The organism is Aquabacterium humicola (genome assembly GCF_030167915.1).
Lineage (GTDB): Bacteria > Pseudomonadota > Gammaproteobacteria > Burkholderiales > Burkholderiaceae_C > Pseudaquabacterium > Pseudaquabacterium humicola.
Window position 1 is genome coordinate 118,528 of record NZ_JARGNB010000001.1, and the last position, 22,430, is coordinate 140,957.

General features: G+C 69.9%; 17 protein-coding genes. 10 read left to right on the forward strand and 7 right to left on the reverse strand.

The features are described from left to right. Positions 1-47: 47 nt before the first annotated feature. The 5 genes from P1K89_RS00570 to P1K89_RS00590 all read right to left on the reverse strand — a co-directional run bounded on the left by P1K89_RS00570 (position 48) and on the right by P1K89_RS00590 (position 7,042). Positions 48-653, reverse strand: coding sequence for a glutaredoxin family protein (locus P1K89_RS00570; RefSeq protein WP_284614402.1), 606 nt, complete (start codon positions 651-653; stop codon positions 48-50). Positions 654-709: 56 nt separating this feature from the next. Then, complete coding sequence (locus tag P1K89_RS00575; RefSeq protein ID WP_284614403.1) at positions 710-2,773, reverse strand: M3 family metallopeptidase; 2,064 nt, start codon at positions 2,771-2,773, stop codon at positions 710-712. 58 nt (positions 2,774-2,831) lie between these two features. Next, positions 2,832-3,683, reverse strand: coding sequence for a bifunctional methylenetetrahydrofolate dehydrogenase/methenyltetrahydrofolate cyclohydrolase FolD (gene folD, locus P1K89_RS00580; RefSeq protein ID WP_284614404.1), 852 nt, complete (start codon positions 3,681-3,683; stop codon positions 2,832-2,834). A gap of 69 nt (positions 3,684-3,752) precedes the next feature. Next, complete coding sequence (locus P1K89_RS00585; RefSeq protein WP_284614405.1) at positions 3,753-4,379, reverse strand: response regulator transcription factor; 627 nt, start codon at positions 4,377-4,379, stop codon at positions 3,753-3,755. Then, positions 4,376-7,042: a PAS domain-containing sensor histidine kinase gene (locus P1K89_RS00590; RefSeq protein WP_284614406.1), complete on the reverse strand. Its 2,667-nt coding sequence runs from the start codon at positions 7,040-7,042 to the stop codon at positions 4,376-4,378. Before P1K89_RS00590 ends, P1K89_RS00585 begins: the two co-directional genes overlap by 4 nt. Before the next feature lie 171 nt (positions 7,043-7,213). Here P1K89_RS00590 and aceE point away from each other — a divergent pair, with 171 nt between their 5' ends. The 5 genes from aceE to P1K89_RS00615 all read left to right on the forward strand — a co-directional run bounded on the left by aceE (position 7,214) and on the right by P1K89_RS00615 (position 16,308). Beyond that, positions 7,214-9,928, forward strand: a complete 2,715-nt coding sequence (gene aceE, locus P1K89_RS00595) for a pyruvate dehydrogenase (acetyl-transferring), homodimeric type (RefSeq protein WP_284614407.1) — start codon at positions 7,214-7,216, stop codon at positions 9,926-9,928. 24 nt (positions 9,929-9,952) lie between these two features. Further along, positions 9,953-11,653 (forward strand): dihydrolipoyllysine-residue acetyltransferase, encoded by a 1,701-nt coding sequence (gene aceF / locus P1K89_RS00600; RefSeq protein WP_284614408.1) that lies wholly within the window; start codon positions 9,953-9,955, stop codon positions 11,651-11,653. Then, the gene (locus tag P1K89_RS00605; protein WP_284614409.1) at positions 11,650-12,234 is read left to right on the forward strand and encodes an Ntn hydrolase family protein; all 585 of its coding nucleotides are present in this window, start codon (positions 11,650-11,652) and stop codon (positions 12,232-12,234) included. The genes aceF and P1K89_RS00605 overlap by 4 nt, the downstream gene beginning before the upstream one ends. A gap of 38 nt (positions 12,235-12,272) precedes the next feature. Continuing rightward, positions 12,273-14,072, forward strand: a complete 1,800-nt coding sequence (gene lpdA, locus P1K89_RS00610; protein WP_284614410.1) for a dihydrolipoyl dehydrogenase — start codon at positions 12,273-12,275, stop codon at positions 14,070-14,072. A 214-nt stretch (positions 14,073-14,286) separates the two neighbouring features. Further along, positions 14,287-16,308 (forward strand): bifunctional diguanylate cyclase/phosphodiesterase, encoded by a 2,022-nt coding sequence (locus P1K89_RS00615; protein ID WP_284614411.1) that lies wholly within the window; start codon positions 14,287-14,289, stop codon positions 16,306-16,308. Here the strand turns inward: P1K89_RS00615 and P1K89_RS00620 are convergent. Further along, the gene (locus P1K89_RS00620; RefSeq protein ID WP_284614412.1) at positions 16,287-16,838 is read right to left on the reverse strand and encodes an NUDIX hydrolase; all 552 of its coding nucleotides are present in this window, start codon (positions 16,836-16,838) and stop codon (positions 16,287-16,289) included. The two genes, P1K89_RS00615 and P1K89_RS00620, sit on opposite strands and share 22 nt — an antisense overlap. Before the next feature lie 83 nt (positions 16,839-16,921). Here P1K89_RS00620 and P1K89_RS00625 point away from each other — a divergent pair, with 83 nt between their 5' ends. The 3 genes from P1K89_RS00625 to pgeF all read left to right on the forward strand — a co-directional run bounded on the left by P1K89_RS00625 (position 16,922) and on the right by pgeF (position 19,083). Next, the gene (locus P1K89_RS00625; protein ID WP_284614413.1) at positions 16,922-17,614 is read left to right on the forward strand and encodes a fumarylacetoacetate hydrolase family protein; all 693 of its coding nucleotides are present in this window, start codon (positions 16,922-16,924) and stop codon (positions 17,612-17,614) included. A gap of 16 nt (positions 17,615-17,630) precedes the next feature. Further along, positions 17,631-18,266: a maleylacetoacetate isomerase gene (gene maiA, locus P1K89_RS00630; protein WP_284614414.1), complete on the forward strand. Its 636-nt coding sequence runs from the start codon at positions 17,631-17,633 to the stop codon at positions 18,264-18,266. 85 nt (positions 18,267-18,351) lie between these two features. Further along, positions 18,352-19,083 (forward strand): peptidoglycan editing factor PgeF, encoded by a 732-nt coding sequence (gene pgeF, locus P1K89_RS00635; RefSeq protein WP_284616283.1) that lies wholly within the window; start codon positions 18,352-18,354, stop codon positions 19,081-19,083. On the opposite strand, the gene P1K89_RS00640 is transcribed toward pgeF, so the two are convergent. Beyond that, a complete protein-coding gene (locus P1K89_RS00640; protein ID WP_284614415.1) occupies positions 19,012-19,284 on the reverse strand; it encodes a hypothetical protein in 273 nt (90 codons plus the stop codon). The genes pgeF and P1K89_RS00640 overlap by 72 nt on opposite strands. A gap of 173 nt (positions 19,285-19,457) precedes the next feature. Between P1K89_RS00640 and phaC the strand changes: the two genes are divergently transcribed. Both phaC and P1K89_RS00650 read left to right on the forward strand, forming a co-directional pair. Further along, a complete protein-coding gene (gene phaC, locus P1K89_RS00645) occupies positions 19,458-21,146 on the forward strand; it encodes a class I poly(R)-hydroxyalkanoic acid synthase (RefSeq protein ID WP_284614416.1) in 1,689 nt (562 codons plus the stop codon). 70 nt (positions 21,147-21,216) lie between these two features. After that, complete coding sequence (locus P1K89_RS00650; protein WP_284614417.1) at positions 21,217-22,398, forward strand: acetyl-CoA C-acetyltransferase; 1,182 nt, start codon at positions 21,217-21,219, stop codon at positions 22,396-22,398. The last annotated feature ends 32 nt before the right edge of the window (positions 22,399-22,430 follow it).

The window sequence follows — 22,430 nt, forward strand, 5'->3', positions numbered from 1 at the left end:
CGCCGACTGCCCGGCGGGCCCGGGCGGCCGCTGTCAGCCGCGCAGCGTCAGAAGCGGATGCCCGAGGCCGCCGGCTCCGGTGCCTCCGGCACGTCCGGCGATGGCGCGGGCGGCGCCACCGGCACCGGTGGCGGCGGGGCCGGGCGCGGCGTGATCGGCTGGGGCGCCGCGGCCTGGTAGTCGCGCGGCAGCTTCGATTCGCGCGGGTAGCCGGCGAGGTCGAGCAGCGCGTTCCACTGCGATGACGACCAGCCGTTGATCGCCTGCGCGCCGACGGTCATGGCCGGCATGCCGCGGCTGCCGGTGGCACGTTCGACCGCGACGAGGTCCTCCTGCCGCATCACCTGGCGTTCGGTCAGCGGGATGCCGCGCTGCTTCAGCATCGTGCGGGCGTTGTCGCAGAGCTCGCACTCGGGCGCGGTGAACAGCACGACCGGGAAGCGCGCGACGACCGGGCGCAGTTCGGCCGGCAGCGGCGCGGCCGGAGTCGACGCGACCGCACCGTCGCGGCGCATCGCGCTCACCTGGCCCTGCGCGGCCGGCGGCGGCCGGTCGGTGTAGGTGATGCGGCCGTCGGGACCGACCACCTTGTATTGCGCGAACGCGGGCAGGACAGCCAGGCAGGCCGCGGCGAGCACGAGGGATCGTTTCATGCGTCGAATCTAGCCGAGGGGGCGGGGGCCGCTCAAGCGGTCTCGTGAGGCCCGCTTCACGTCATGCCCTGGTGCCGCAGCAGCGCGTCGATCGTCGGCTCGCGGCCGCGGAAGGCGCGGAAGCTGTCCATCGCCGGGCGGCTGCCGCCGGCCTCGAGGATCTCGCGGCGGTAGCGGCGACCGGTCTCGGCATCGAAGAGGCTGGCCTCCTCGAAGGCCGCGAAGGCGTCGGCCGACAGCACCTCGGCCCACTTGTAGCTGTAGTAGCCCGCCGAGTAGCCGCCCGCGAAGATGTGCGAGAAGGTGTGCTGGAAGCGGTTGTACGCGGGCGGGATGATCACCGCGACCTCGCGCCGGACGTCGTCCAGCAGCGCCTGGATGTGTGCGGCCGCGCCGGCCTCGGCATGCAGCCGCATGTCGAACAGCGCCATCTCGACCTGACGCATCGTCTGCAGGCCGCTCTGGAAGTTGCGCGCGGCGGTCATGCGGTCGAAGAGGGCGCGCGGCAGCGGCGCGCCGGTGTCGACATGGGCGGTCAGGCGCGACAGCACCTCCCATTCCCAGCAGAAGTTCTCCATGAACTGGCTCGGCAGCTCGACCGCGTCCCACTCGACGCCCGAGATGCCGGCAACCGCCAGCTCGTCGACCTGCGTCAGCATGTGGTGCAGCCCGTGGCCGAACTCGTGGAACAGCGTGATGACGTCGTCGTGGGTCAGCAGCGCCGGCTTGCCCGCCACCGGCGCGGCGAAGTTGCAGACCAGCTGCGCCACGGGTGTCTGCAGCACGCCGTCCGGGCGCAGCCAGCGGCCGCGCACGTCGTCCATCCACGCGCCTGGGCGCTTGCCGGGCCGCGCGTACGGGTCGAGGTAGAACTGGCCGACGAGCTCGCGCGCGCCCGCGCCATCCGCGGCGCCGCCGGCCGCGCGCTCGATGCGGTAGAAGCGCACGCTGTCGTGCCAGGTGCCGTCGGCGGTGTCGGGCCGCACCTGCACCTCGAACAGCGTCTCGACGATGCGGAACAGGCCGTCGAGCACGCGCGGCTCGGTGAAGTACTGCTTCACCTCCTGCTCGCTGAACGCGTAGCGCGCCTCCTTCAGCTTCTCGGACGCGTAGGCGACGTCCCAGGGCTGCAGGTCGGGCAGCGACAGCTGCTCGGCGGCGAAGGCGCGCAGCTCGGCGAGGTCGCGTTCGGCATGCGGGCGCGCCTTGGCGGCGAGCTCGCGCAGGAACTGCATCACCTGCGCCGGCGACTCGGCCATCTTCGGCACCAGCGACAGCTCGGCGTAGTTCGCATGCCCGAGCAGCGCCGCCTCTTCCTGGCGCAGCTCGATCAGCTCGCGCATCAGCGCGCTGTTGTCGCGCTCGGCAGGCCCGTGCTCGCTGGCGCGGGTGACGTAGGCGCGGTACATCTCCTCGCGCAGCGCGCGGTCGTGCGCGTACTGCATCACCGGCAGCCACACGGGCACGTGCAGCGTCAGCTTGTGGCCGTCCTGCTGCCCGGCCTGCGCGGCCTCCCGCGTCGCGGCGAGCACGTCGTCCGGCACACCCGCGAGGCGCTCGGGGCCGACGATCAGCGAGAAGCCGTCGGTGGCATCGAGCACGTGTTCGGAGAAGGCCTGCGATTTCTCCGCATGCGCTTCCTGGATCGCCTTGAAGCGCTCCTTGGCCTCGCCCTGCAGCTCGGCGCCGGACAGCACGAAGTCGCGCATCGCGTTCGACAGCGCCTTCTGGCGCGACGCACTCAGCGTGGCTGCGGAGGGCGCCTGCGCGATCGCCTTGTACCTGGCGTAGAGCCGCTCATCGGCGCCGAGGCGGGTGTACAGCTCGGTGATGCGGCCGAGGTTCTCGTTGTAGGCGGCCCGCAGCTCGGGCGTGTTCGCCACCGCATTGAGGTGGCCGACGGCGCCCCAGGCGCGGCCCAGGCGCTCCAGCGGCACGTCGAGCACGCGCGACAGCGCGTCGTAGTCGGCCGGCGTGTCGGGGCTCACCGCGCGTTCGAGCGCGGCTTCGGCCTCGGGCAGCAGCACGTCGAAGGCCGGCGTGACGTGTTCGGGCCGGATCTCGGCAAAAGCGGGCAGGCCGCCGGTGCGCAGCAGCGGGTTGTCGGAGGTGTCGCTCATGGAATCTCGATTCGCGTCGTGGGCGTCGGGTTCCGCGCGGGCAGCCGACGTACCGGGATCAGGTCGCGTCGCGCTCGGCGGATTCAAGAGTATTGACGAGCAGCATCGCGCGCGTCATCGGACCGACCCCGCCGGGCACCGGGGTGATCCAGCCCGCGACTTCCTTCACGCCGTCGAAGTCGACGTCGCCGCAGAGCTTGCCGTCGTCCTTCTTGTTCATGCCGACGTCGATGACGATCGCGCCCGGCTTGACCATGCCGGCGGTCAGCACGTTGCGGCGGCCGACCGCGGCAACCACCACGTCGGCCTGCCGCGTGTGCGCGCCGAGGTCTGGCGTGCCGCTGTGGCAGACGGTCACCGTGGCGTTGGCCTGCAGCAGCAGCAGCGCCATCGGCTTGCCGACGGTGTTGCTGCGGCCGATCACCACCGCGTGCTTGCCCTTCAGGTCGACACCGGTGGTCTCGATCAGCTTCATGCAGCCGTAAGGCGTGCAGGGCCGGAAGCCGGGCAGGCCGCAGACGAGGTCGCCGGCGCTCTGCACCGAATAGCCGTCGACGTCCTTGGCGGTCGAGATGGTCTCGATCACGCGCTGCGGGTGGATGTGTTTCGGCAGCGGCATCTGCACCAGGATGCCGTGCACCGTCGGGTCGGCGTTGAGCGCCTGCAGGCGGGCCAGCAGATCGGCTTCGCTCAGGCTGGCCGGGTAGCGTTCGAGGATCGAGCGCATGCCGACGCTTTCGCAGTCGGCCACCTTGTGCTTCACATAGACCTGCGACGCCGGGTCGTCGCCGACCAGGATCACCGCCAGGCCGGGCTGGCGCCCGCGGGCGGCGAGGGCGGCCACGCGCTGCGCGACCTCGCCGCGGATCTGCTTCGCGAGGGCATTGCCGTCGATCAACTGGGCGGTCATGGTGAAAGAGCTCCTTGGAAATGCAAGAGGCCGCTGGATTGCAGCGGCCTCGAACGGGATGTGTTGCGGTCAGGCTTTCGCGGTATTCGCCCCGAGCGCGATCTTCAGCAGGTCGGCCACGGTGTTCGCGTTGAGCTTTTCCATGATGTTGGCGCGGTGCGCCTCGACCGTCTTGATGCTGATGCCGAGGTCGTCGGCGATCTGTTTGTTCAGGCGGCCGGCGACGATGCGCTCGAGCACCTGCGCCTCGCGCGTCGTCAGGCGCGACAGCAGCGCGTCGCGGCTGGCCTGTTCCTGGTGCTGGCTGAACGCGGCGCGCGCCGAATCGAGCATGCGTTCGACGAGGTTGAGCAGGTCATCCTCCTTGAACGGCTTCTCGATGAAATCCATCGCGCCCTTCTTCATCGTCGTCACCGCCATCGGCACGTCGCCGTGGCCGGTGATGAAGACGACCGGCAGCGGGCTCTTGCGCTCGAGCAGGCGGTCCTGCAGTTCCAGGCCGCTCATGCCGTCCATGCGGATGTCGGCGATCAGGCACGCGACCTCGCGCGGGTCGAAGCGGGAGAGGAAGGATTCGGCCGAGTCGAAGCACTTGACCCGGTAGTCCTTGCCTTCGAGCAGCCATTGCAGCGAATCGCGCACCGCCTCGTCGTCATCGACGACGTACACGGTGCCCTTCTTGGGGATCAGGCTCATGGAGTGGTGTTGGCCGCAGGTGGTGCGTCAGCGTCGGGCGCTACGGTCGTCCGCCGGGAGTTCAGCGGAGGCGGTGGCAGCGTTGTCTCCTCGTGCCGCGCACTGGTTTCGACGGGCAGGGTGAAGGCGAACCGGCATCCTGCAACAGAGCTGCCATTGTAGAGGTTCTGCGCCTTGATCCGCCCCCGGTGGGACTCCACGATCGAGCGGCACAGCGACAGCCCGATGCCCATGCCTTCGGCCTTGGTCGAGAAGAAGGCCTCGTAGAGCCGGTTGATCACTTCGTCGGGCAGGCCGGGGCCCATGTCGGTGACGCTGAACTCGATCACGCCGCCTTCTTCCGGCGTGTGGCGCGGGATTACGCGCAGCTCGATGTGGCGGCGCGCGGCCGGCAGCTTGGCCGAGTCGATCGCCTCGGCCGCGTTCTTCAGCAGGTTCAAGAGCACCTGCTCGATCAGGATCGGGTCGCACTTCAGCAGCGGCAGGCGCTGCGCGACGTAGTGGTGGATCGCGACATTGCGGCGGCGCAGCTCGATGCTGGCGAGCTCCACCGCGTCCTCGACGATGTCCTTCGCATGCGCGGGCTGGCGCTGCGGCTCGCTCTTCTTCACGAAGGCGCGGATGCGGTGGATGATCTGCCCCGCGCGTTCGGCCTGGCGCGCGGTCTTCTCCAGCGCGGCGATCAGGTCGGCCTGCTGGATGGTCTCGGCCTTCACGCGCGAGACCATGCCGCTGCAGTAGTTGGTGATCGCGGTCAGCGGCTGGTTCAGCTCGTGCGCCACCGACGAGGCCATCTCGCCCATCGTGATCAGCCGGCTCGAGACCTGCGCCTTCTCGGCCTGCGCCGAGGCCTGCTCCTCGGCGCGGCGGCGCGCGGTGATGTCGGTGGCGATCAGCATCTGCGCCAGGCGGCCGTCGGTCCACTGCAGGTAGCGCGAGCGCACGTCGAACCACTTGTCGAGCTGGTGCGTGTAGACCTCGCGCGGGTTGGTGCCGATGCTGGTCAGCTCCTGCGTCGGCAGGCCCGAGAGGCCGTCGACCGCATCGTCGGGCTCGGCGATGAAGGGCACGGCGGGACCGGCGCCGCTGGCCAGCAGGCCGTGGCCACGCGCATCGGCGCCGAACCACAGCCGGTACGAGCGGTTGGCGAACAGCAGCTCGCCTTGCTGCACCGACAGCACCGACACCGCGGCGTCCAGGCCCTCGAGCACCGTCGTGAAGCGTTCGTGCGAGGCCGACAGCTGGTCGCGGATGCGCTTGGCCTCGGTGATGTTGGTCATCGAGGTCATCCAGCCGGTCTGGTGGCCGCGGGCGTCGACCAGCGGCGAGACGTACATGCGCGCATCGAACAGCGTGCCGTTCTTGCGCATCACCTTGACCTCGATGCCGCCGGCCGGGCTGCGGCCCTGCAGCTCCTGCTGCAGCAGGCGGCTGTTCTCGTCGATGCGGTCGTGCGGCCAGTAGGGGTAGGGCGGCAGGCGGCCGATCAGCTCGTTCTCGGTGAAGCCGGTCATCGCGCAGAAGGCCGGGTTCACGTAGCTGACGCGGCCTTCCAGGTCCATCGCGCGCATGCCGGTCAGCATGGAGTTCTCCATCGCGCGGCGGAAGTTGGTCTCGGCGACCAGCGCGCTCTGGATCTGCGACCGGCGCCGCATGTGGCGCCAGGTGCCCAGCAGCATCCACACCGTCAGCACGGACAGCGCGACGACCATCCAGAACAGCGTATTGCCGATCAGGCCGACCGAGGTGCGGTAGCCGGTGCCGCGCAGGATCAGCCCGTTGGCCGCGGGGGCCAGCGGCACGTCGTTGACCAGCGCCGGCGCGCGCACGATCCCCGGCATCGGTGTCACGGAGCTCGCGATCACCCGCTCGCGCTCGTCGATCACCGCGATCGCGTGGCGCGAGGTGACCTCGGCCGGCACGAAGTGGCGCAGCAGCACGTCGATGGAGTACTCGACGACCAGCGCGCCGGAGAAGCTGCCGCGGTCCAGCAGCGGCACGTGCAGCTCGAAGACCATCGTGCCGGCGGGGTCCTTGAACGGCCGCGAGTAGATCGGCTGGCGCACGTCGCGCGCGGCGATGAACGCCCAGTCGGCCTCGCTCGGGCGGCTGGCTGCGGCAGCCGCCAACGCGGCGGCTTCCGCTGCGCTGGCGGCCGCGGCCTGCGCGGCCGAGCGCGCGGCGAAGCGGCCGGCGGGCGCCGGTTTCGGCGGCGGCGGCAGCTCGCGTTCGGAGAAGGCCGACTGGCGGGCGCGCACCCGGCGATCGGAACCGACCCAGCTCAGCTGCAGGATCTCGGGCCGGTCGGCGGTGAAACGGGCGGCCTGCGCCAGGAAGTTCGGCGCCTCGAGCTCGCGGGTGACGATCTCGCGCGCCATGCGCACCAGCTGTTCCTGGTTCTCGATCAGCCGCAGCCGGATCTGCTGCTGAGCGATCTCGGTGTCGCGCTTGACGGCCTCGGCCTCGCGATCGATTTCCTCGTTGCGCAAGTACCAGAAGGCCGAAATGATCGCGGCCAGGAACAGCAGCACCGAGACCAGCGGCCCCAGCGTCGCGAAGCGGTCCTGCCGGGCCGGCGACTGCCGCCGCCACCAGCGCCCCAGCAGTCGGCGCCCCAGCGGCGTGACGCCGGGACCGGCGGGGGCAGGCTTCGAGGGAGTCATGGCGGCCGATTATCCGGGGCTGGCTGGCTCCGACAGCCACCCGGGCGAAGGGAAGCCTCTACGTAGTTTCACGATGCAAAATCGACTCGCGCCATTTGAAAACTGATGGCGTCTGTGTCAAACTTCGCGCGCCCCGCCCGACCCAGACGAATTGCCACAGGAGACCCCGCGATGTCCGCAGTGCCCTCTTCCTTCCTCGGTGCCGCCGCGAACGATGCCGATGCCCAGGAAACCCGTGAATGGCTCGAAGCGCTCGACGCCGTCATCGCCAACGAGGGCCCCGAGCGCGCCCACTTCCTGCTCGAGCAGCTGATCGACGAGGCCCGCCAGGCCGGCATCGACCGCCCGTTCTCGGCCAACACCGCCTACGTCAACACCATCCCGCCGGACCAGGAAGAGCGCTGCCCCGGCAACCTGGAGATCGAGGAGCGCCTGCGCGCCTACATGCGCTGGAACGCGATGGCGATGGTCGTCAAGGCCAACCGGCTCGACCCGGCCGACGGCGGCGACCTGGGCGGCCACATCTCGTCGTTCGCGTCGGTGGCGACGATGTTCGGCGCCGGCTTCAACCACTTCTGGCATGCCGCCACCGAGGACCACGGCGGCGACCTGCTGTACATCCAGGGCCACTCGGCGCCCGGCATCTACGCCCGCGCCTTCATGGAAGGCCGCATCAGCGAAGAGCAGCTGCTGAGCTTCCGCCAGGAAGTCGACGGCAAGGGCCTGTCGAGCTACCCGCATCCGAAGCTGATGCCTGAGTTCTGGCAGTTCCCGACCGTCTCGATGGGCCTGGGCCCGCTGATGGCGATCTACCAGGCGCGGTTCCTGAAGTACCTGCACGCGCGTGGCATCGCCAACACCGAGAACCGCAAGGTCTGGGTCTTCTGCGGCGACGGCGAGATGGACGAGCCGGAATCGCTGGGCGCCATCGGCCTCGCGGCGCGCGAGAAGCTGGACAACCTGATCTTCGTCATCAACTGCAACCTGCAGCGCCTGGACGGTCCGGTGCGCGGCAACGGCAAGATCATCCAGGAGCTCGAAGGCGAGTTCCGCGGCTCGGGCTGGAACGTCATCAAGCTGCTGTGGGGCGGCTACTGGGATCCGCTGCTGGCGCGCGACAAGGAGCACGTGCTGCGCAAGATCATGATGGACACCGTCGACGGCGACTACCAGGCGATGAAGGCCAACGACGGCGCCTACGTGCGCAAGCACTTCTTCGGCCAGCATCCGAAGGCGCTGGAGATGGTCGCCAAGATGAGCGACGACGACATCTGGCGCCTGCAGCGCGGCGGCCACGACCCGCAGAAGGTCTACGCGGCCTACCACCGCGCGGTCAACCACAAGGGCCAGCCGACGGTGCTGCTGATCAAGACCGTCAAGGGCTTCGGCATGGGCAAGGCCGCGGAAGGCAAGAACACCGCGCACCAGGCCAAGAAGCTGACCGACGACGACATCAAGAGCATGCGCGATCGCTTCAACATCCCCGTCAGCGACGAGCAGCTCGCCAAGGACATCCCGTTCTACCGTCCGGCCGACGACACGCCGGAGATGAAGTACCTGCAGGAACGCCGCAAGGCGCTGGGCGGCTACCTGCCCAAGCGCCGTCCGAAGGCAGAGGAGCAGCTGCCGGTGCCCCCGCTCGAGACCTTCAAGGCCGTGCTCGAGCCGACGGCCGAAGGCCGCGAGATCTCGACCACGCAGGCCTACGTGCGCTTCCTGACCGCGCTGCTGCGCGACAAGCAGCTGGGCCCCCGCACGGTGCCGATCCTCGTCGACGAGGCGCGCACCTTCGGCATGGAAGGCCTGTTCCGCCAGATCGGCATCTACAACCCCGAGGGCCAGAAGTACACGCCGGTCGACAAGGACCAGGTCATGTACTACAAGGAGGACAAGGCCGGCCAGATCCTGCAGGAAGGCATCAACGAGGCGGGCGGCATGAGCTCGTGGATCGCCGCGGCGACGTCGTACTCGACGAACAACCGCATCATGATCCCGTTCTATGTCTACTACTCGATGTTCGGCTTCCAGCGCATCGGCGACCTGGCGTGGGCCGCGGGCGACATGCAGGCGCGCGGCTTCCTGCTCGGTGGCACCTCGGGCCGCACGACGCTGAACGGCGAGGGCCTGCAACACGAGGACGGCCACAGCCACATCCTGGCCGGCACGATCCCGAACTGCGTCTGCTACGACCCGAGCTTCGCGCACGAGGTCGCGGTGATCATGCACCATGGCCTGAAGCGCATGGTCGAGCAGCAGGACAACGTCTTCTACTACATCACGCTGCTCAACGAGAACTATGCGATGCCCGGCCTGACCCCGGGCACCGAAGCGCAGATCATCAAGGGCATGTACCTGCTGCAGGATGCGAAGCCGAAGGCCAAGCAGCCGAGCGTGAACCTGCTCGGCTCGGGCACCATCCTGCGCGAGTCGATGGCCGCGAAGGAACTGCTCGAGAAGGACTGGGGCATCGCCGCGAAGGTGTGGAGCTGCCCGAGCTTCAACGAGCTGGCCCGCGACGGCCAGGATGCCGAGCGCTGGAACCTGCTGCACCCGACGGAGACGCCGCGCGTGCCCTTCATCGCCCAGCAGCTCGACAAGCACGCCGGCCCGGTGATCGCCTCGACCGACTACATGAAGAACTACTGCGAGCAGGTGCGCGCGTTCCTGCCCAAGGGCCGCACGTTCAAGGTGCTGGGCACCGACGGCTTCGGCCGCAGCGACTTCCGCAGCAAGCTGCGCGAGCACTTCGAGATCAACCGCCACTACATCGTGGTCGCCGCGCTGAAGGCGCTGGCCGACGAAGGCACCGTGCCGGTCGCCAAGGTGGCCGAGGCGATCGCCAAGTACGGCATCAACGCCGACAAGATCAACCCGCTCTACGCATAAGACCAACCGCGGAGACAACGAGCCATGGCATTGGTGGAAGTCAAGGTCCCGGACATCGGCGACTTCAAGGACGTCGCGGTGATCGAGCTGCTGGTCAAGCCCGGCGACACGGTCAAGGCCGAGCAGAGCCTGATCACGGTGGAAAGCGACAAGGCGTCGATGGAGATTCCGTCGAGCCACTCGGGCGTCATCAAGGAACTCAAGGTCGCGATGGGCGACAAGGTCAACGAAGGCACGCTGCTGGCGATGCTGGAGACCGACGGTGCCGCCGCACCGGCCCCTGCGCCGGCGGCGGCACTGGCCGCGACCGCGGCCGCCCCCGCACCGACGCCGCCCGCCGCCGCCCCCGCTGCCGCGGCCCCCGCGTCGGCACCGGCCGCCGGTGGCCTCGTCGAGGTGACCGTGCCCGACATCGGCGACTTCGCCGAGGTCGCGGTGATCGAGGTGATGGTCAAGCCCGGCGAGACGATCAAGGTCGAGCAGAGCCTGATCACCGTCGAGTCCGACAAGGCGTCGATGGAGATCCCGTCGAGCCATGCCGGTGTCGTCAAGGAGATCAAGGTCAAGGTCGGCGACAAGGTGTCCAAGGGCTCGGCGGTGCTGGTGGTCGAAGCCGCCGGTGGTGCGGCCGCGCCGGCACCTGCGCCTGCCGCGCCTGCACCCGCGGCAGCCGCCGCCGCGCCGGCACCGGCCGCGAGCGCATCGGCCCCTGCGCCGGCCGCCGGCGAGCGCACTTCGCCCACCGCCGCGCTGCCGCCGCACGAGCCCAGCGCACCGAAGGGCGCGCTGCCGCACGCGTCGCCATCGATCCGCAAGTTCGCGCGCGAGCTCGGCGTGCCGCTCGACGAGGTCAAGGGCAGCGGACCGAAGGGCCGCATCACGCAGGACGACCTGCAGGGCTTCGTCAAGAACGTGATGGCCGGTGCCGTGCAGACGTCGGCGCAGAAGGCCAAGGCCCCGGCCGCCGCGGGCGCGGCCGCCGGCGGCGCGTTCCCCGGCCTGCTGCCGTGGCCGCAGGTCGACTTCACGAAGTTCGGCCCGGTCGAGCGCAAGGATCTCTCGCGCATCAAGAAGATCTCGGGCGCGAACCTGCACCGCAACTGGGTGGTGATCCCGCACGTCACGAACCACGACGATGCCGACATCACCGAGCTCGAGGCCTTCCGCGTCCAGCTGAACAAGGAAAACGAGAAGTCCGGCATCAAGGTCACGATGCTGGCCTTCCTGATCAAGGCCTCGGTCGCCGCGCTGAAGAAGTTCCCCGAGTTCAACAGCTCGCTCGACGGTGAGCAGCTGGTGATGAAGAACTACTTCCACATCGGCTTCGCGGCCGACACGCCGAACGGCCTCGTCGTGCCGGTGATCAAGGACGCCGACAAGAAGGGCGTGCTGCAGATCAGCCAGGAGATGAGCGAGCTGGCGAAGAAGGCGCGCGACGGCAAGCTGGGCCCGGCGGACATGAGCGGCGGCTGCTTCAGCATCAGCTCGCTGGGCGGCATCGGCGGGCGCTACTTCACCCCGATCATCAACGCGCCGGAAGTCTCGATCCTCGGTGTCTGCAAGAGCAGCATGGAGCCGCGCTGGGACGGCAAGGCCTTCGTGCCGCGCCTGATCCTGCCGCTGAGCCTGAGCTGGGACCACCGCGTGATCGACGGGGCGTCGGCCGCGCGCTTCAACGCCTATCTGGCGTCTATCCTGGCCGACTTCCGCCGCGTCCTGCTATGACCACCGTCGCGGTCGCTCGCAAGAACGGCCAGGTCGCGATCGCCGCCGATGCGCTGGTGACCTTCGGCGACACGCGCCTGGCCCACGGCTACGAAGCGAACGACAAGGTCTTTCGCATCGGGGACTCGTGGGTCGGCATGGCTGGTACGACTGCTCACTTCCCGGTGCTGCGCAAGGCCCTGGGCGGGCTGCCGCCGGACGAGCTGAAGCTGCACTCGCGCGACGAGGTGTTCGACACCTTCCTGAAGCTGCACCCGAAGCTGAAGGACCACTTCTTCCTGAATACCAAGGAAGAGGATGCCGACCCGTACGAGAGCAGCCAGTTCACGGTGCTGATCGCCAATGCGAGCGGCATCTTCGGCGTCTACTCGTACCGCGAGGTGTTCGAGTTCGACCGCTTCTGGGCCATCGGCTCGGGCCGCAGCTTCGCGCTCGGCGCGATGCTCGCGACCTGGGACAAGGCGAAGACCGCGCGCGAGGTCGCAGAGATGGGCGTGCGCGCCGGCTGCGAGTTCGACAAGAACTCCGCTGGCCCGATCCGGGTGCATTTCATGAAGCTGCGCGCCGACAGCGTGCGCTGATTTCCTGCCCGACAAGCAACAACGAAAGGTTGACAGCGATGGCGCTGATCGAAGTGAAGGTGCCCGACATCGGCGACTTCAAGGACGTCGCGGTGATCGAGATCCTGGTCAAGCCGGGCGATGCGATCAAGGTCGAGCAGAGCCTGGTGACCGTGGAGTCGGACAAGGCCTCGATGGAGATTCCGTCGAACGCGGCCGGCGTCGTCAAGGAGCTGAAGGTGCAGCTCGGCGACAAGGTCAACGAAGGCTCGCTGCTGCTGCTGCTCGAAGGCAGCGGCCAGGCAGCGGCCGCCGCGCCGGCCCCTGCGCCGGCTGCTGCGCCGGCTCCTGCGGCCGCTTCGCCCGCGCCGGCACCGGCCGCCGCTGCACCGGCCCCGCAGGCCGCCAGTTACGCCGGCGGTGCCGACCTCGAGTGCGACATGCTGGTGCTGGGCGCCGGTCCCGGCGGCTACTCGGCCGCGTTCCGCGCCGCCGATCTCGGCATGAAGACCGTGCTGGTCGAGCGCTACGCGACGCTCGGTGGCGTCTGCCTGAACGTCGGCTGCATCCCGTCGAAGGCGCTGCTGCACGTCGCCGCAGTGATGGACGAGGTCAGCCACTTCGCGGCGCTGGGCGTCGAGTTCGGCGCGCCGAAGCTGGACCTGAAGAAGCTGCTCGCGCACAAGAACAAGGTGGTCGGCAAGCTGACCGGCGGCCTGACGGCGATGGCCAAGATGCGCAAGGTCACCGTCGTGCGCGGCTACGGCACGTTCGCCGACCCGCACCACGTGACGGTCGAGGAAACCTCGGGCGACGGGCAGGGCAAGACCGGCAAGACGCAGACCATCCGCTTCAAGCACTGCATCATCGCGGCCGGTTCGCAGGCCGTGCGCCTGCCCTTCCTGCCGGACGATCCGCGCATCGTCGACTCCACCGGTGCGCTGGAGCTGCGCGACAACCCGAAGCGCATGCTGATCGTCGGCGGCGGCATCATCGGCCTCGAGATGGGCACGGTGTACTCCACGCTCGGCGCGCGGCTGGATGTCGTCGAGATGCTCGACGGCCTGATGCAGGGCGCGGATCGCGACCTGGTCAAGGTGTGGCAGAAGATGAACGCGCCGCGCTTCGACAACATCATGCTGAAGACCAAGACCGTCGGCGCCGAGGCGACCAAGGACGGCATCCTGGTGCGCTTCGAAGGCGAGGGCGCGCCGAAGGAACCGCAGCTGTACGACCTCGTGCTGCAGGCGGTGGGCCGCAGCCCGAACGGCAAGAAGATCGGCGCCGAGAAGGCCGGCGTGATCGTCGGCGAACGCGGCTTCATTCCGGTGGACGTGCAGATGCGCACCAACGTGCCGCACATCTTCGCGATCGGCGACATCGTCGGCAATCCGATGCTGGCGCACAAGGCGGTGCACGAGGCGCACGTCGCGGCCGAGGTCGCCTCGGGCGACAGCAAGGCGCAGTTCGATGCGCGCGTGATCCCGTCGGTGGCCTACACCGACCCCGAGGTCGCCTGGGTCGGCCTGACCGAGGACGAGGCCAAGGCCCGCGGCATCAAGGTCAAGAAGGGCCTGTTCCCGTGGACCGCGTCGGGCCGCGCGATCGCCAACGGCCGCGACGAAGGCTTCACCAAGCTGCTGTTCGATGCCGAGACGCATCGCATCCTCGGCGGCGGCATCGTCGGCACGCATGCCGGCGACATGATCGGCGAGATCGCGCTGGCGATCGAGATGGGCGCCGACGAGGTCGACATCGGCAAGACCATCCACCCGCACCCGACGCTCGGCGAGAGCATCGGCATGGCGGCCGAGGTCGCGCACGGCACCTGCACGGACCTGCCGCCGCAGAGGCGCTGAGCAGCGCTGCCACGGCGAGGACGCGGCCATCGTGTCCTCCCGACAGCCGTTCGTGACACGCGGCGCACTCTGCGCCGCCGCTGTTGCCTCAAGTTACCGGCTGCAACGGTCGACAACCTATCAGGCGTGCCCCCCGGCAGGCCCCTGATTGCGTGTGTCCATGCCGCCTGCTTCCGACCTCTCCGTCGACGCCGTCGCTGCCCGACCGGCGCCGATGCCGACCCCCACCGCGCCGCACGGCGGAACGCGTCCGGCCCTGCTGGCGCGCCAGCAGTACTGGCTGCTGGCCGGCGTGGTGCTGCTGTGCCTGCTCGCCGCGCTGGGCGTGCAGCAGTGGGCTGCGCGCGAGGCCGTGGTGCAGCAGCTGGCGCAGCAGAACCGCGCGTCGGCGCATTGGCTGGCGCTGGCGCTGCAGGGCGAGGTGCTGGCCGAGCCCACGAAGCGCGATGCCGTGCTCGCCGCGCACGTCGCCTCGGCGCGGCTGCAGCGCGTGATCCTGCGCGATTCCGAAGGCCGCGTGCGTTGGCGCCAGGAGGTGGCGGTCGCCCCGGTCTGGGCGCCGGCGATCTATGCGCGGCTGCTGGCGCTGGACGACACGTCTGCCAGCGCCCCGCTGCGCGGCCCCGGCGGCGCGCCGGCCGGCAACGTGCTGGTCGAGGCGCAGGGCGGCGATGCGGTCGACGTGCTGTGGCAGGGCCTGCTGCAGTCGGCGCTCGTGCTCGGCCTGCTGGGCCTGGGCGTGCTGATCGCCGCCGCCTGGGGCGTGCGTGCGCTGCGCCGGCTGCTGGCCGATGCCGTCGAGCAGGCCAACGCCTTCTGCGACGGCCGCTACACCCGCGTTCCCGCCCCGGCGCTGCCGGAGCTGCAGCCGCTGGCCGCCAGCATGAACCTGCTCGGCGAACGGGTGCAGGCGCTGTTCGCGGCCCAGGCGGCCGATCTCGAACAACTGCGCCGGCAGGCGCACCTCGACGCGCTGACCGCGCTGCCGATGCGGCGGCACTTCATGGCGCGGCTCGAGCAGGCGCTCGGCAGCGAAGCGGCACCGGCCGAGCTGGGGCTGGTGCTGCTGCGCGTGCGCGACCTCGCCGGCATGAACCGGCGTGTCGGCCACGCCACGGCCGACCAGGTGCTGCAGGCCGTCGCCCACGTGCTGCAGAGTTATCCGCAGCGCGCCGACGGCTGCTTCGCCGGCCGCCTGAACGGTTCGGATTTCGCGCTGGTGCTGCCGGTCGGCGGCGTGGCCGACGAAACCGCGCAATCGCTGGCGCGCGGCTTGCGGCTGCCGCTCGTGACGCTGGACGCGGCTGCGTCGGTGGCCATCGGCGCGGTCGAGCTCGGCGGCGGCCGGTCGCTGCAGCAGGCCCTCGCGCTCGCCGACGAGGCGCTGGTGCAGGCCGAGGCGATGCGGCCGTATTCCGCGGTGACGATCGCCGACGGCGGCGCCGGCGCGATGAACGCGGCCCGCACCGCATCGGACTGGCAACAGGGCCTGTCGCAGGCGCTCGAGCAGGGCCGCGTGATGCTCGCCGAGTTCCCGGTGACCTCCGCCGACGGCCGCGTGCTGCACCTCGACTGCCCGATGCGCGTGCAGTTCGAACCCGGTGGGGCGTTCGAGCCCGCCGTGCGCTGGCTGGCGCAGGCGCAGCGTGCGCGGCTGGCCGCGGCGGTCGACGAACGCGCGATCGAGCTCGCGCTGCAGGCGATCGACGCCGACGGCCAGGCCCGCTGCGTGAACCTGTCGGCGCAGTCGCTCGGTGTCAGCGACTTCATGGCCGCGGTGTCACGCCGGCTCGAAGGCGCACCGCAGGCCGCGACGCGGCTGTGGATCGACCTGCCGGAAGCCCTGGCGCTCGACCGCCCCGCGCTGGTCCAGGAAGCCTCGCGGCGCTGGCGGCCGCTGGGCGTCTACCTCGGCCTCGAACACGCGGGCGAAGGCCTCGCCCGCATCCACCGCCTGACCGAGCTCGGGCTCGACTGCGTGCGCATCGATGCGCGCTTCGTGCGCGGCCTGGCGGCGGCGGACGATGGCGACGACGCCCGCCGCTACCTGCGCGGGCTGGTGCAGCTGGTGCAGAGCGTGGGCATCTCGATCGCCGCCGAAGGTGTCGACGACGAGCGCGACCTGCAGCTGCTGTGGTCGCTGGGCTTCGACGCGGCCACCGGTCCGGCGGTCACCACGGCCGTGGCCGAGCAGGCCAACGCCGAGATCGACACTCACCCGATGTCGGCCGTGTGAAGCGGAAAGCCGTCGCCGGCGCGGCGGCAATCGAAGAAGTGGCGCAAGGTCTCGCGCACGGTGCGGAAGGCGATCTCGTCCCAGGGGATCTCGTGCTCGTGGAAGAGCCGCGCCTCGAGTGACTCGGGGCCGGGATCGAGCGTCGTGTCCAGCATGCGCGCGCGGTAGAACAGGTGCACCTGGCCGACACGCACGACGTTCATCAGCGTCAGCAGGCCCTGCAGTTCGACCTTGGCGCCGGCTTCTTCGGTGGTCTCGCGCAGCGCGCCGTCGGCGACCGTCTCGCCGAGCTCCATGAAGCCCGCGGGCAGCGTCCACAGGCCGTAGCGCGGCTCGATCGCGCGCTTGCACAGCAGCACCTGTTCGCCCCATACCGGCACGGTGCCGACGACGTTGAGCGGGTTCTCGTAGTGGATCTCGCCGCAGGCCGGGCACACCGCGCGTTCGCGGTTGTCGTCGGCGGGGATGCGGTAGTCGACCGGCTGGCCGCAGCGGCGGCAGTGCTTGATGCGGCGCGGGTCGATCAACATGGGGGGTCAGTGTAGCGGTGGCATCATCGACGGCTCGCCCGTCCCCGGTCCTTACACCGCCCCCACCGACCTTCCTCCGCACCATGAGCTACGTCATTCCCGCACCGCGCCAGGCCGTCGTTCCCGTCCATGGCGGCGGCGAATTCCCCGTGCACCGGATCTACTGCGTCGGCCGCAACTACGCCGAGCATGCCAAGGAGATGGGCCACAGCGGCCGCGAGGCGCCGTTCTTCTTCATGAAGCCGGCCGACGCCGTGCTGCCGGTCGCCGAAGGCGCGACCGGCGAGATGGCCTACCCGCCGCTGACCAACGACCTGCACCACGAGATCGAGCTCGTCGTCGCGCTCGGCAGCGGCGGGCGCGACATCGCGGTGGAAGACGCGGTGAAGCACATCTGGGGGTATGCCGTCGGCCTGGACATGACGCGCCGCGACCTGCAGGGCGAAATGAAGAAGCAGGGCCGGCCGTGGTCGATCGGCAAGGGCTTCGAGCAGTCGGCGCCGATCGGCCCGCTGCGCGCGATCGCCACCACCGGCGAACTGAGCCGCGGCGCCATCACGCTGTCGGTCAACGGCCAGCCGCGCCAGCGTGGCGACCTGTCGGACCTGATCTGGAACGTCGCCGAGACGATCTCGACGCTGTCGAAGGCCTGGACCTTGCAGCCGGGCGACCTGGTCTTCACCGGCACGCCGGCCGGCGTTGGCGCGGTGGTGCGCGGCGACGTGATGGAGGGCGCGATCGAAGGCCTGGGCACGCTGCGGGTCGCGGTGCGCTGAGGCGGCGGGCGCTTCGATGGAGCTCTACAACTACTTCCGCTCGTCGGCCTCGACGCGCGTGCGCATCGCGCTGGAACTGAAGGGCCTGGCCTACGACTACAAGCCGGTGTCGCTGGTGAAGAACGAGCACCTGACGCCGGGTTATGGCGCGCTGACCGTGGCGAAGCTGGTGCCGCTGCTGAAGGACGGCGACGCGCTGATCACGCAGTCGATGGCGATCATCGAGTACCTCGACGAGACGCATCCCGAGCCGCCGCTGCTACCGGCCGATGCGCTCGGCCGCGCGCGCGTGCGCTCGCTGGCCCAGGACATCGCCTGCGAGATCCATCCGCTGAACAACCTGCGCGTGCTGCGCTACCTGGTCGGGACGCTGAAGGTCAGCGACGAGGACAAGAACGCCTGGTACCGGCACTGGGTCGAGACCGGGCTCGACGTCGTCGAGCAGCGCCTGGCCGCGTCGCCATCGCGTTATTGCCACGGCGACACGCCGACGCTGGCCGACTGCGTGCTGGTGCCGCAGATCTTCAACGCGCAGCGCTTCGACTGCCGGCTCGACCACGTGCCGCAGGTGATGAAGGTGTTCGAGGCCTGCATGGCGCACGAGGCCTTCCAGCGCGCGCAGCCCTCGGCCTGCCCGGATGCGGCCGGCTGACGTGACGCCGCTGCCGGACGCCCACCGGCTGCTGCCGGATGCGCTGCGGCCCGAGTGGCCGGCGCCGGCGAACGTCGCCGCGCTGATGAGCACGCGCGCCGGCGGCGTCAGCGCAGCGCCGTTCGAAACGCTGAACCTGCGTCCGCCGGGCTTGCGCGGCGATGCGGTCGACGAGCCCGGCGCGGTGCGCGAGAACCAGCGCCGCTTCGCCGCGGCGCTCGGCGCCCGGCCGGTCTGGCTGGACCAGGTGCATGGCGCCGACGTCGTCCGGCTGACACCGGACCACCTCGCGCCGGATGCGCCGTTCCCGCGCGCCGATGCCAGTGTCACGACCGAACCCGGCATCGGCTGCGCCGTGCTGGTGGCCGACTGCCTGCCCGTGCTGCTCTGCGATCGCGGCGGACGCGCCGTCGGCGCGGCCCATGCCGGCTGGCGCGGCCTGGCGGGCGGCGTGATCGAGCACACGCTGGGCGCGCTGTGCGACGCGGCCGGCTGTGCGCCCGCCGACGTCGTCGCCTGGCTCGGCGCCTGCATCGGCCCGCGGCAGTTCGAGGTCGGCGCCGATGTGCTGGAGGCGTTCGGCGCCGATCCGGCCGGCGCCTATCCGGCGCGCTTCGTCTACCGCCCGCGTGACGACGGATCGCCGCGCTGGCTGGCGAATCTGCCGCAGCTGGCGCGCGACCGGCTGCGCGCCGCAGGCGTCGGTGCGATCAGCGGCGGCACCTGGTGCACCGTCGAGGCGCCGTCACGGTTCTTTTCGTTCCGGCGCGACCGGGTCACCGGCCGGCTCGCCGCCGCCATCGCGCTGCGCGCTTGAGTTCTCCTGCGCGGCTTCGGCCTGCCGGCGCACGCGCCGCCGCGCCGGCGTGCCCATCACGTACAGCACGATGCCCAGCGGCAGCACGCCGTAGAGCAGCAGCGTGAAGAACGCGCCCAGCAACGTGCCCTGCGTCGACGTGGCTTCGGCCAGCGTCATCAGCAGGACGACGAACATCCAGGCGACGGCGACGATCAGCATCGTAAGAACGGCAAATCTTGCATTTCAAATTGTGATACGCAATATCACTTATCGAAAACCAGGGTCATCCTCGGGTAAGCTCCCGTCTGTACAACAGCACGCGCGCCGTGGAGCATTGCACAGACAACGGCGTGCCGAGTCAGCCCGATGCCGGGCCCCAAGGAGACCAGCGTATGAAGAGCCCGTCCGTCCCGTCCCTCGATGCCGTCAGCGCACAGGCGCAGGCTTTCGGCAGTGCGATGGGCGAGATGCTCAAGACGGTCTCCGGCATCAACCTGCCGATGGAGACGCTGGCCAGCCTGCAGGCCGATTACGTCAATGAGGTGACGCGGCTGTGGAACGGCGCGCTCGGCGGGGCCGCGGCGGCCGAGGCCACCCCGGTGTCCGACAAACGTTTCGCCGCCCAGGCCTGGGCCAGCAACCCGGCCGCGGCAATGGCCGCGCAGAGCTATCTGCTGAACGCGCGCACCCTGTTGAAGCTGGCCAACAGCGTGCAGGCCGACGAGAAGACGCGTGCGCGCATCCGCTTCGCCGTGCAGCAGTGGGTCGATGCGGCGAGCCCGGCGAACTACCTGGCGCTGAACCCCGAGGCGCTCGGCAAGGCGCTGGAAACCAAGGGCGAGAGCATCGCGCAGGGCCTGCAGCACCTGTGGCACGACATCGGCAAGGGCCACATGTCGCAGACCGACGAGAGCGTGTTCGAGGTCGGCCGCAATGTCGCGACGACCGAAGGCGCGGTGGTGTTCGAGAACGAGCTGTTCCAGCTGATCGAGTACAAGCCGCTGACCGCCAAGGTCTACGAGCGGCCGATGCTGTTCGTGCCGCCGTGCATCAACAAGTACTACATCCTCGACCTGCAGCCCGAGAACTCGGTGATCCGCTACACGGTCGAGCAGGGCCATCGCGTCTTCGTGATCAGCTGGCGCAACCCGGACAACGAGGTGGTCGGCAAGACCTGGGACGACTACATCGCCCAAGGTCCGATCGAGGCGATCCGCGTGGTGCAGGAGATCACCGGCGCCGAACAGATCAATACGCTCGGCTTCTGCGTGGGCGGCACCATCCTCAGCACGGCGCTCGCGGTGCTGGCCGCGCGCGGCGAACAGCCGGCGGCGTCGGTGACGCTGCTGACCACGCTGCTCGACTTCGAGGACACCGGCGTGCTGTCGGTCTTCATCGACGAGGCCGCGGTGCGAATGCGCGAGCTGACGATCGGCGGCCAGTCGCCCAACGGTCCGGGCCTGCTGAAGGGCCAGGAGCTGGCCACCACCTTCAGCTTCCTGCGTCCGAACGACCTGGTCTGGAACTACGTCGTCGGCAACTACCTGAAGGGCGAGGCGCCACCGCCGTTCGACCTGCTGTACTGGAACGGTGACTCGACCAACCTGCCGGGCCCGATGTTCTGCTGGTACCTGCGCCACACCTACCTGCAGAACGACCTGAAGCAGCCGGGCAAGCTCACCGTCTGCGGCGAGAAGCTCGACCTCGGCCGGATCGCCGCGCCGGCCTTCATCTATGCCTCGCGCGAGGACCACATCGTGCCGTGGACCGCGGCTTATGCGTCCACCCGCGTCCTGAAGGGCCCGAAGCGCTTCGTGCTCGGCGCGTCCGGCCACATCGCCGGCGTCATCAACCCGGCCGCCAAGAACAAGCGCAGCCACTGGGTCAATGCCAAGCAGCCCGCGGCCGCGTCCGACTGGTTCGACAGCGCGACCGAAAAGCCCGGCAGCTGGTGGCCGGACTGGTCCGGCTGGCTCAAGGGCCATGCCGGCAAGCAGATCGCTGCCCCGAAGTCCTACGGCAGCCGCAAGTACAAGACGATCGAGCCCGCGCCCGGTCGCTACGTGAAGCAGAAAGCCTGACCAGTCCCGACAGGGCCTGCCCCTCCGATCCCGCCCGACTCACGACCTCTCGTCCCCGAAGGAGACCCTCATGTCCAACGACATCGTCATCGTCGCCGCCGCCCGCACCGCCGTCGGCAAGTTCGGCGGCTCGCTCGCCAAGATCGCCGCGCCCGAGCTCGGCGCCACCGTCATCAAGGCGCTGCTCGAGCGCGCGAAGCTCTCGGGCGACCAGGTCGGCGAGGTCATCCTCGGCCAGGTGCTGCAGGCCGGCGCCGGCCAGAACCCGGCGCGCCAGGCGGTGGTGAAGTCGGGCCTGCCGCAAGGCGTGCCGGCGCTGACGATCAACGCCGTCTGCGGCTCGGGCCTGAAGGCCGTGATGCTGGCCGCGCAGGCGATCCAGGCCGGTGACTCGGACATCATCATCGCCGGCGGCCAGGAGAGCATGAGCATGGCGCCGCACGTGCTGCCGAACTCGCGCGACGGCCAGCGCATGGGCGACTGGAAGCTGCTCGACTCGATGATCGTCGACGGCCTCTTCGACGTGTACAACAAGTACCACATGGGCGTCACCGCCGAGAACGTCGCGAAGAAGTACGAGATCTCGCGCGAGAAGCAGGACGCGCTGGCGCTGGCCTCGCAGCAGAAGGCCGCGGCCGCGCAGGACGCCGGCAAGTTCAAGGACGAGATCGTGCCGGTGCTGATCCCGCAGAAGAAGGGCGATCCGGTCGCCTTCGACGCGGACGAGTACATCAACCGCAAGACGAACGCCGAAGCGCTGGCGGGCCTGAAGCCGGCGTTCGACAAGGCCGGCAGCGTGACGGCCGGCAACGCCTCGGGCCTGAACGACGGCGCCGCCGGCGTCATCGTGATGACCGCGAAGCGGGCCGACCAGCTCGGCCTGACGCCGCTGGCGCGCATCGCCAGCTACGCCACCGTCGCGCTCGACCCGGCGTACATGGGCATGGGCCCGGTGCCGGCCTCGCAGAAGGCGCTGCAGCGCGCCGGCTGGAAGGCCGCCGACCTCGACCTGCTCGAGATCAACGAAGCCTTCGCCGCGCAGGCGTGCGCGGTGCACAACGAGATGGGCTGGGACCTGGACAAGGTCAACGTCAACGGCGGCGCGATCGCCATCGGCCACCCCATCGGCGCGTCCGGCTGCCGCATCCTGGTCACGCTGCTGCACGAGATGCAGCGCCGCAGCGCGAAGAAGGGCATCGCGTCGCTGTGCATCGGCGGCGGCATGGGCGTGGCCCTGACGGTCGAACGCTAGAGCATCACGCATTCCCAGGGACGGGCACAGCA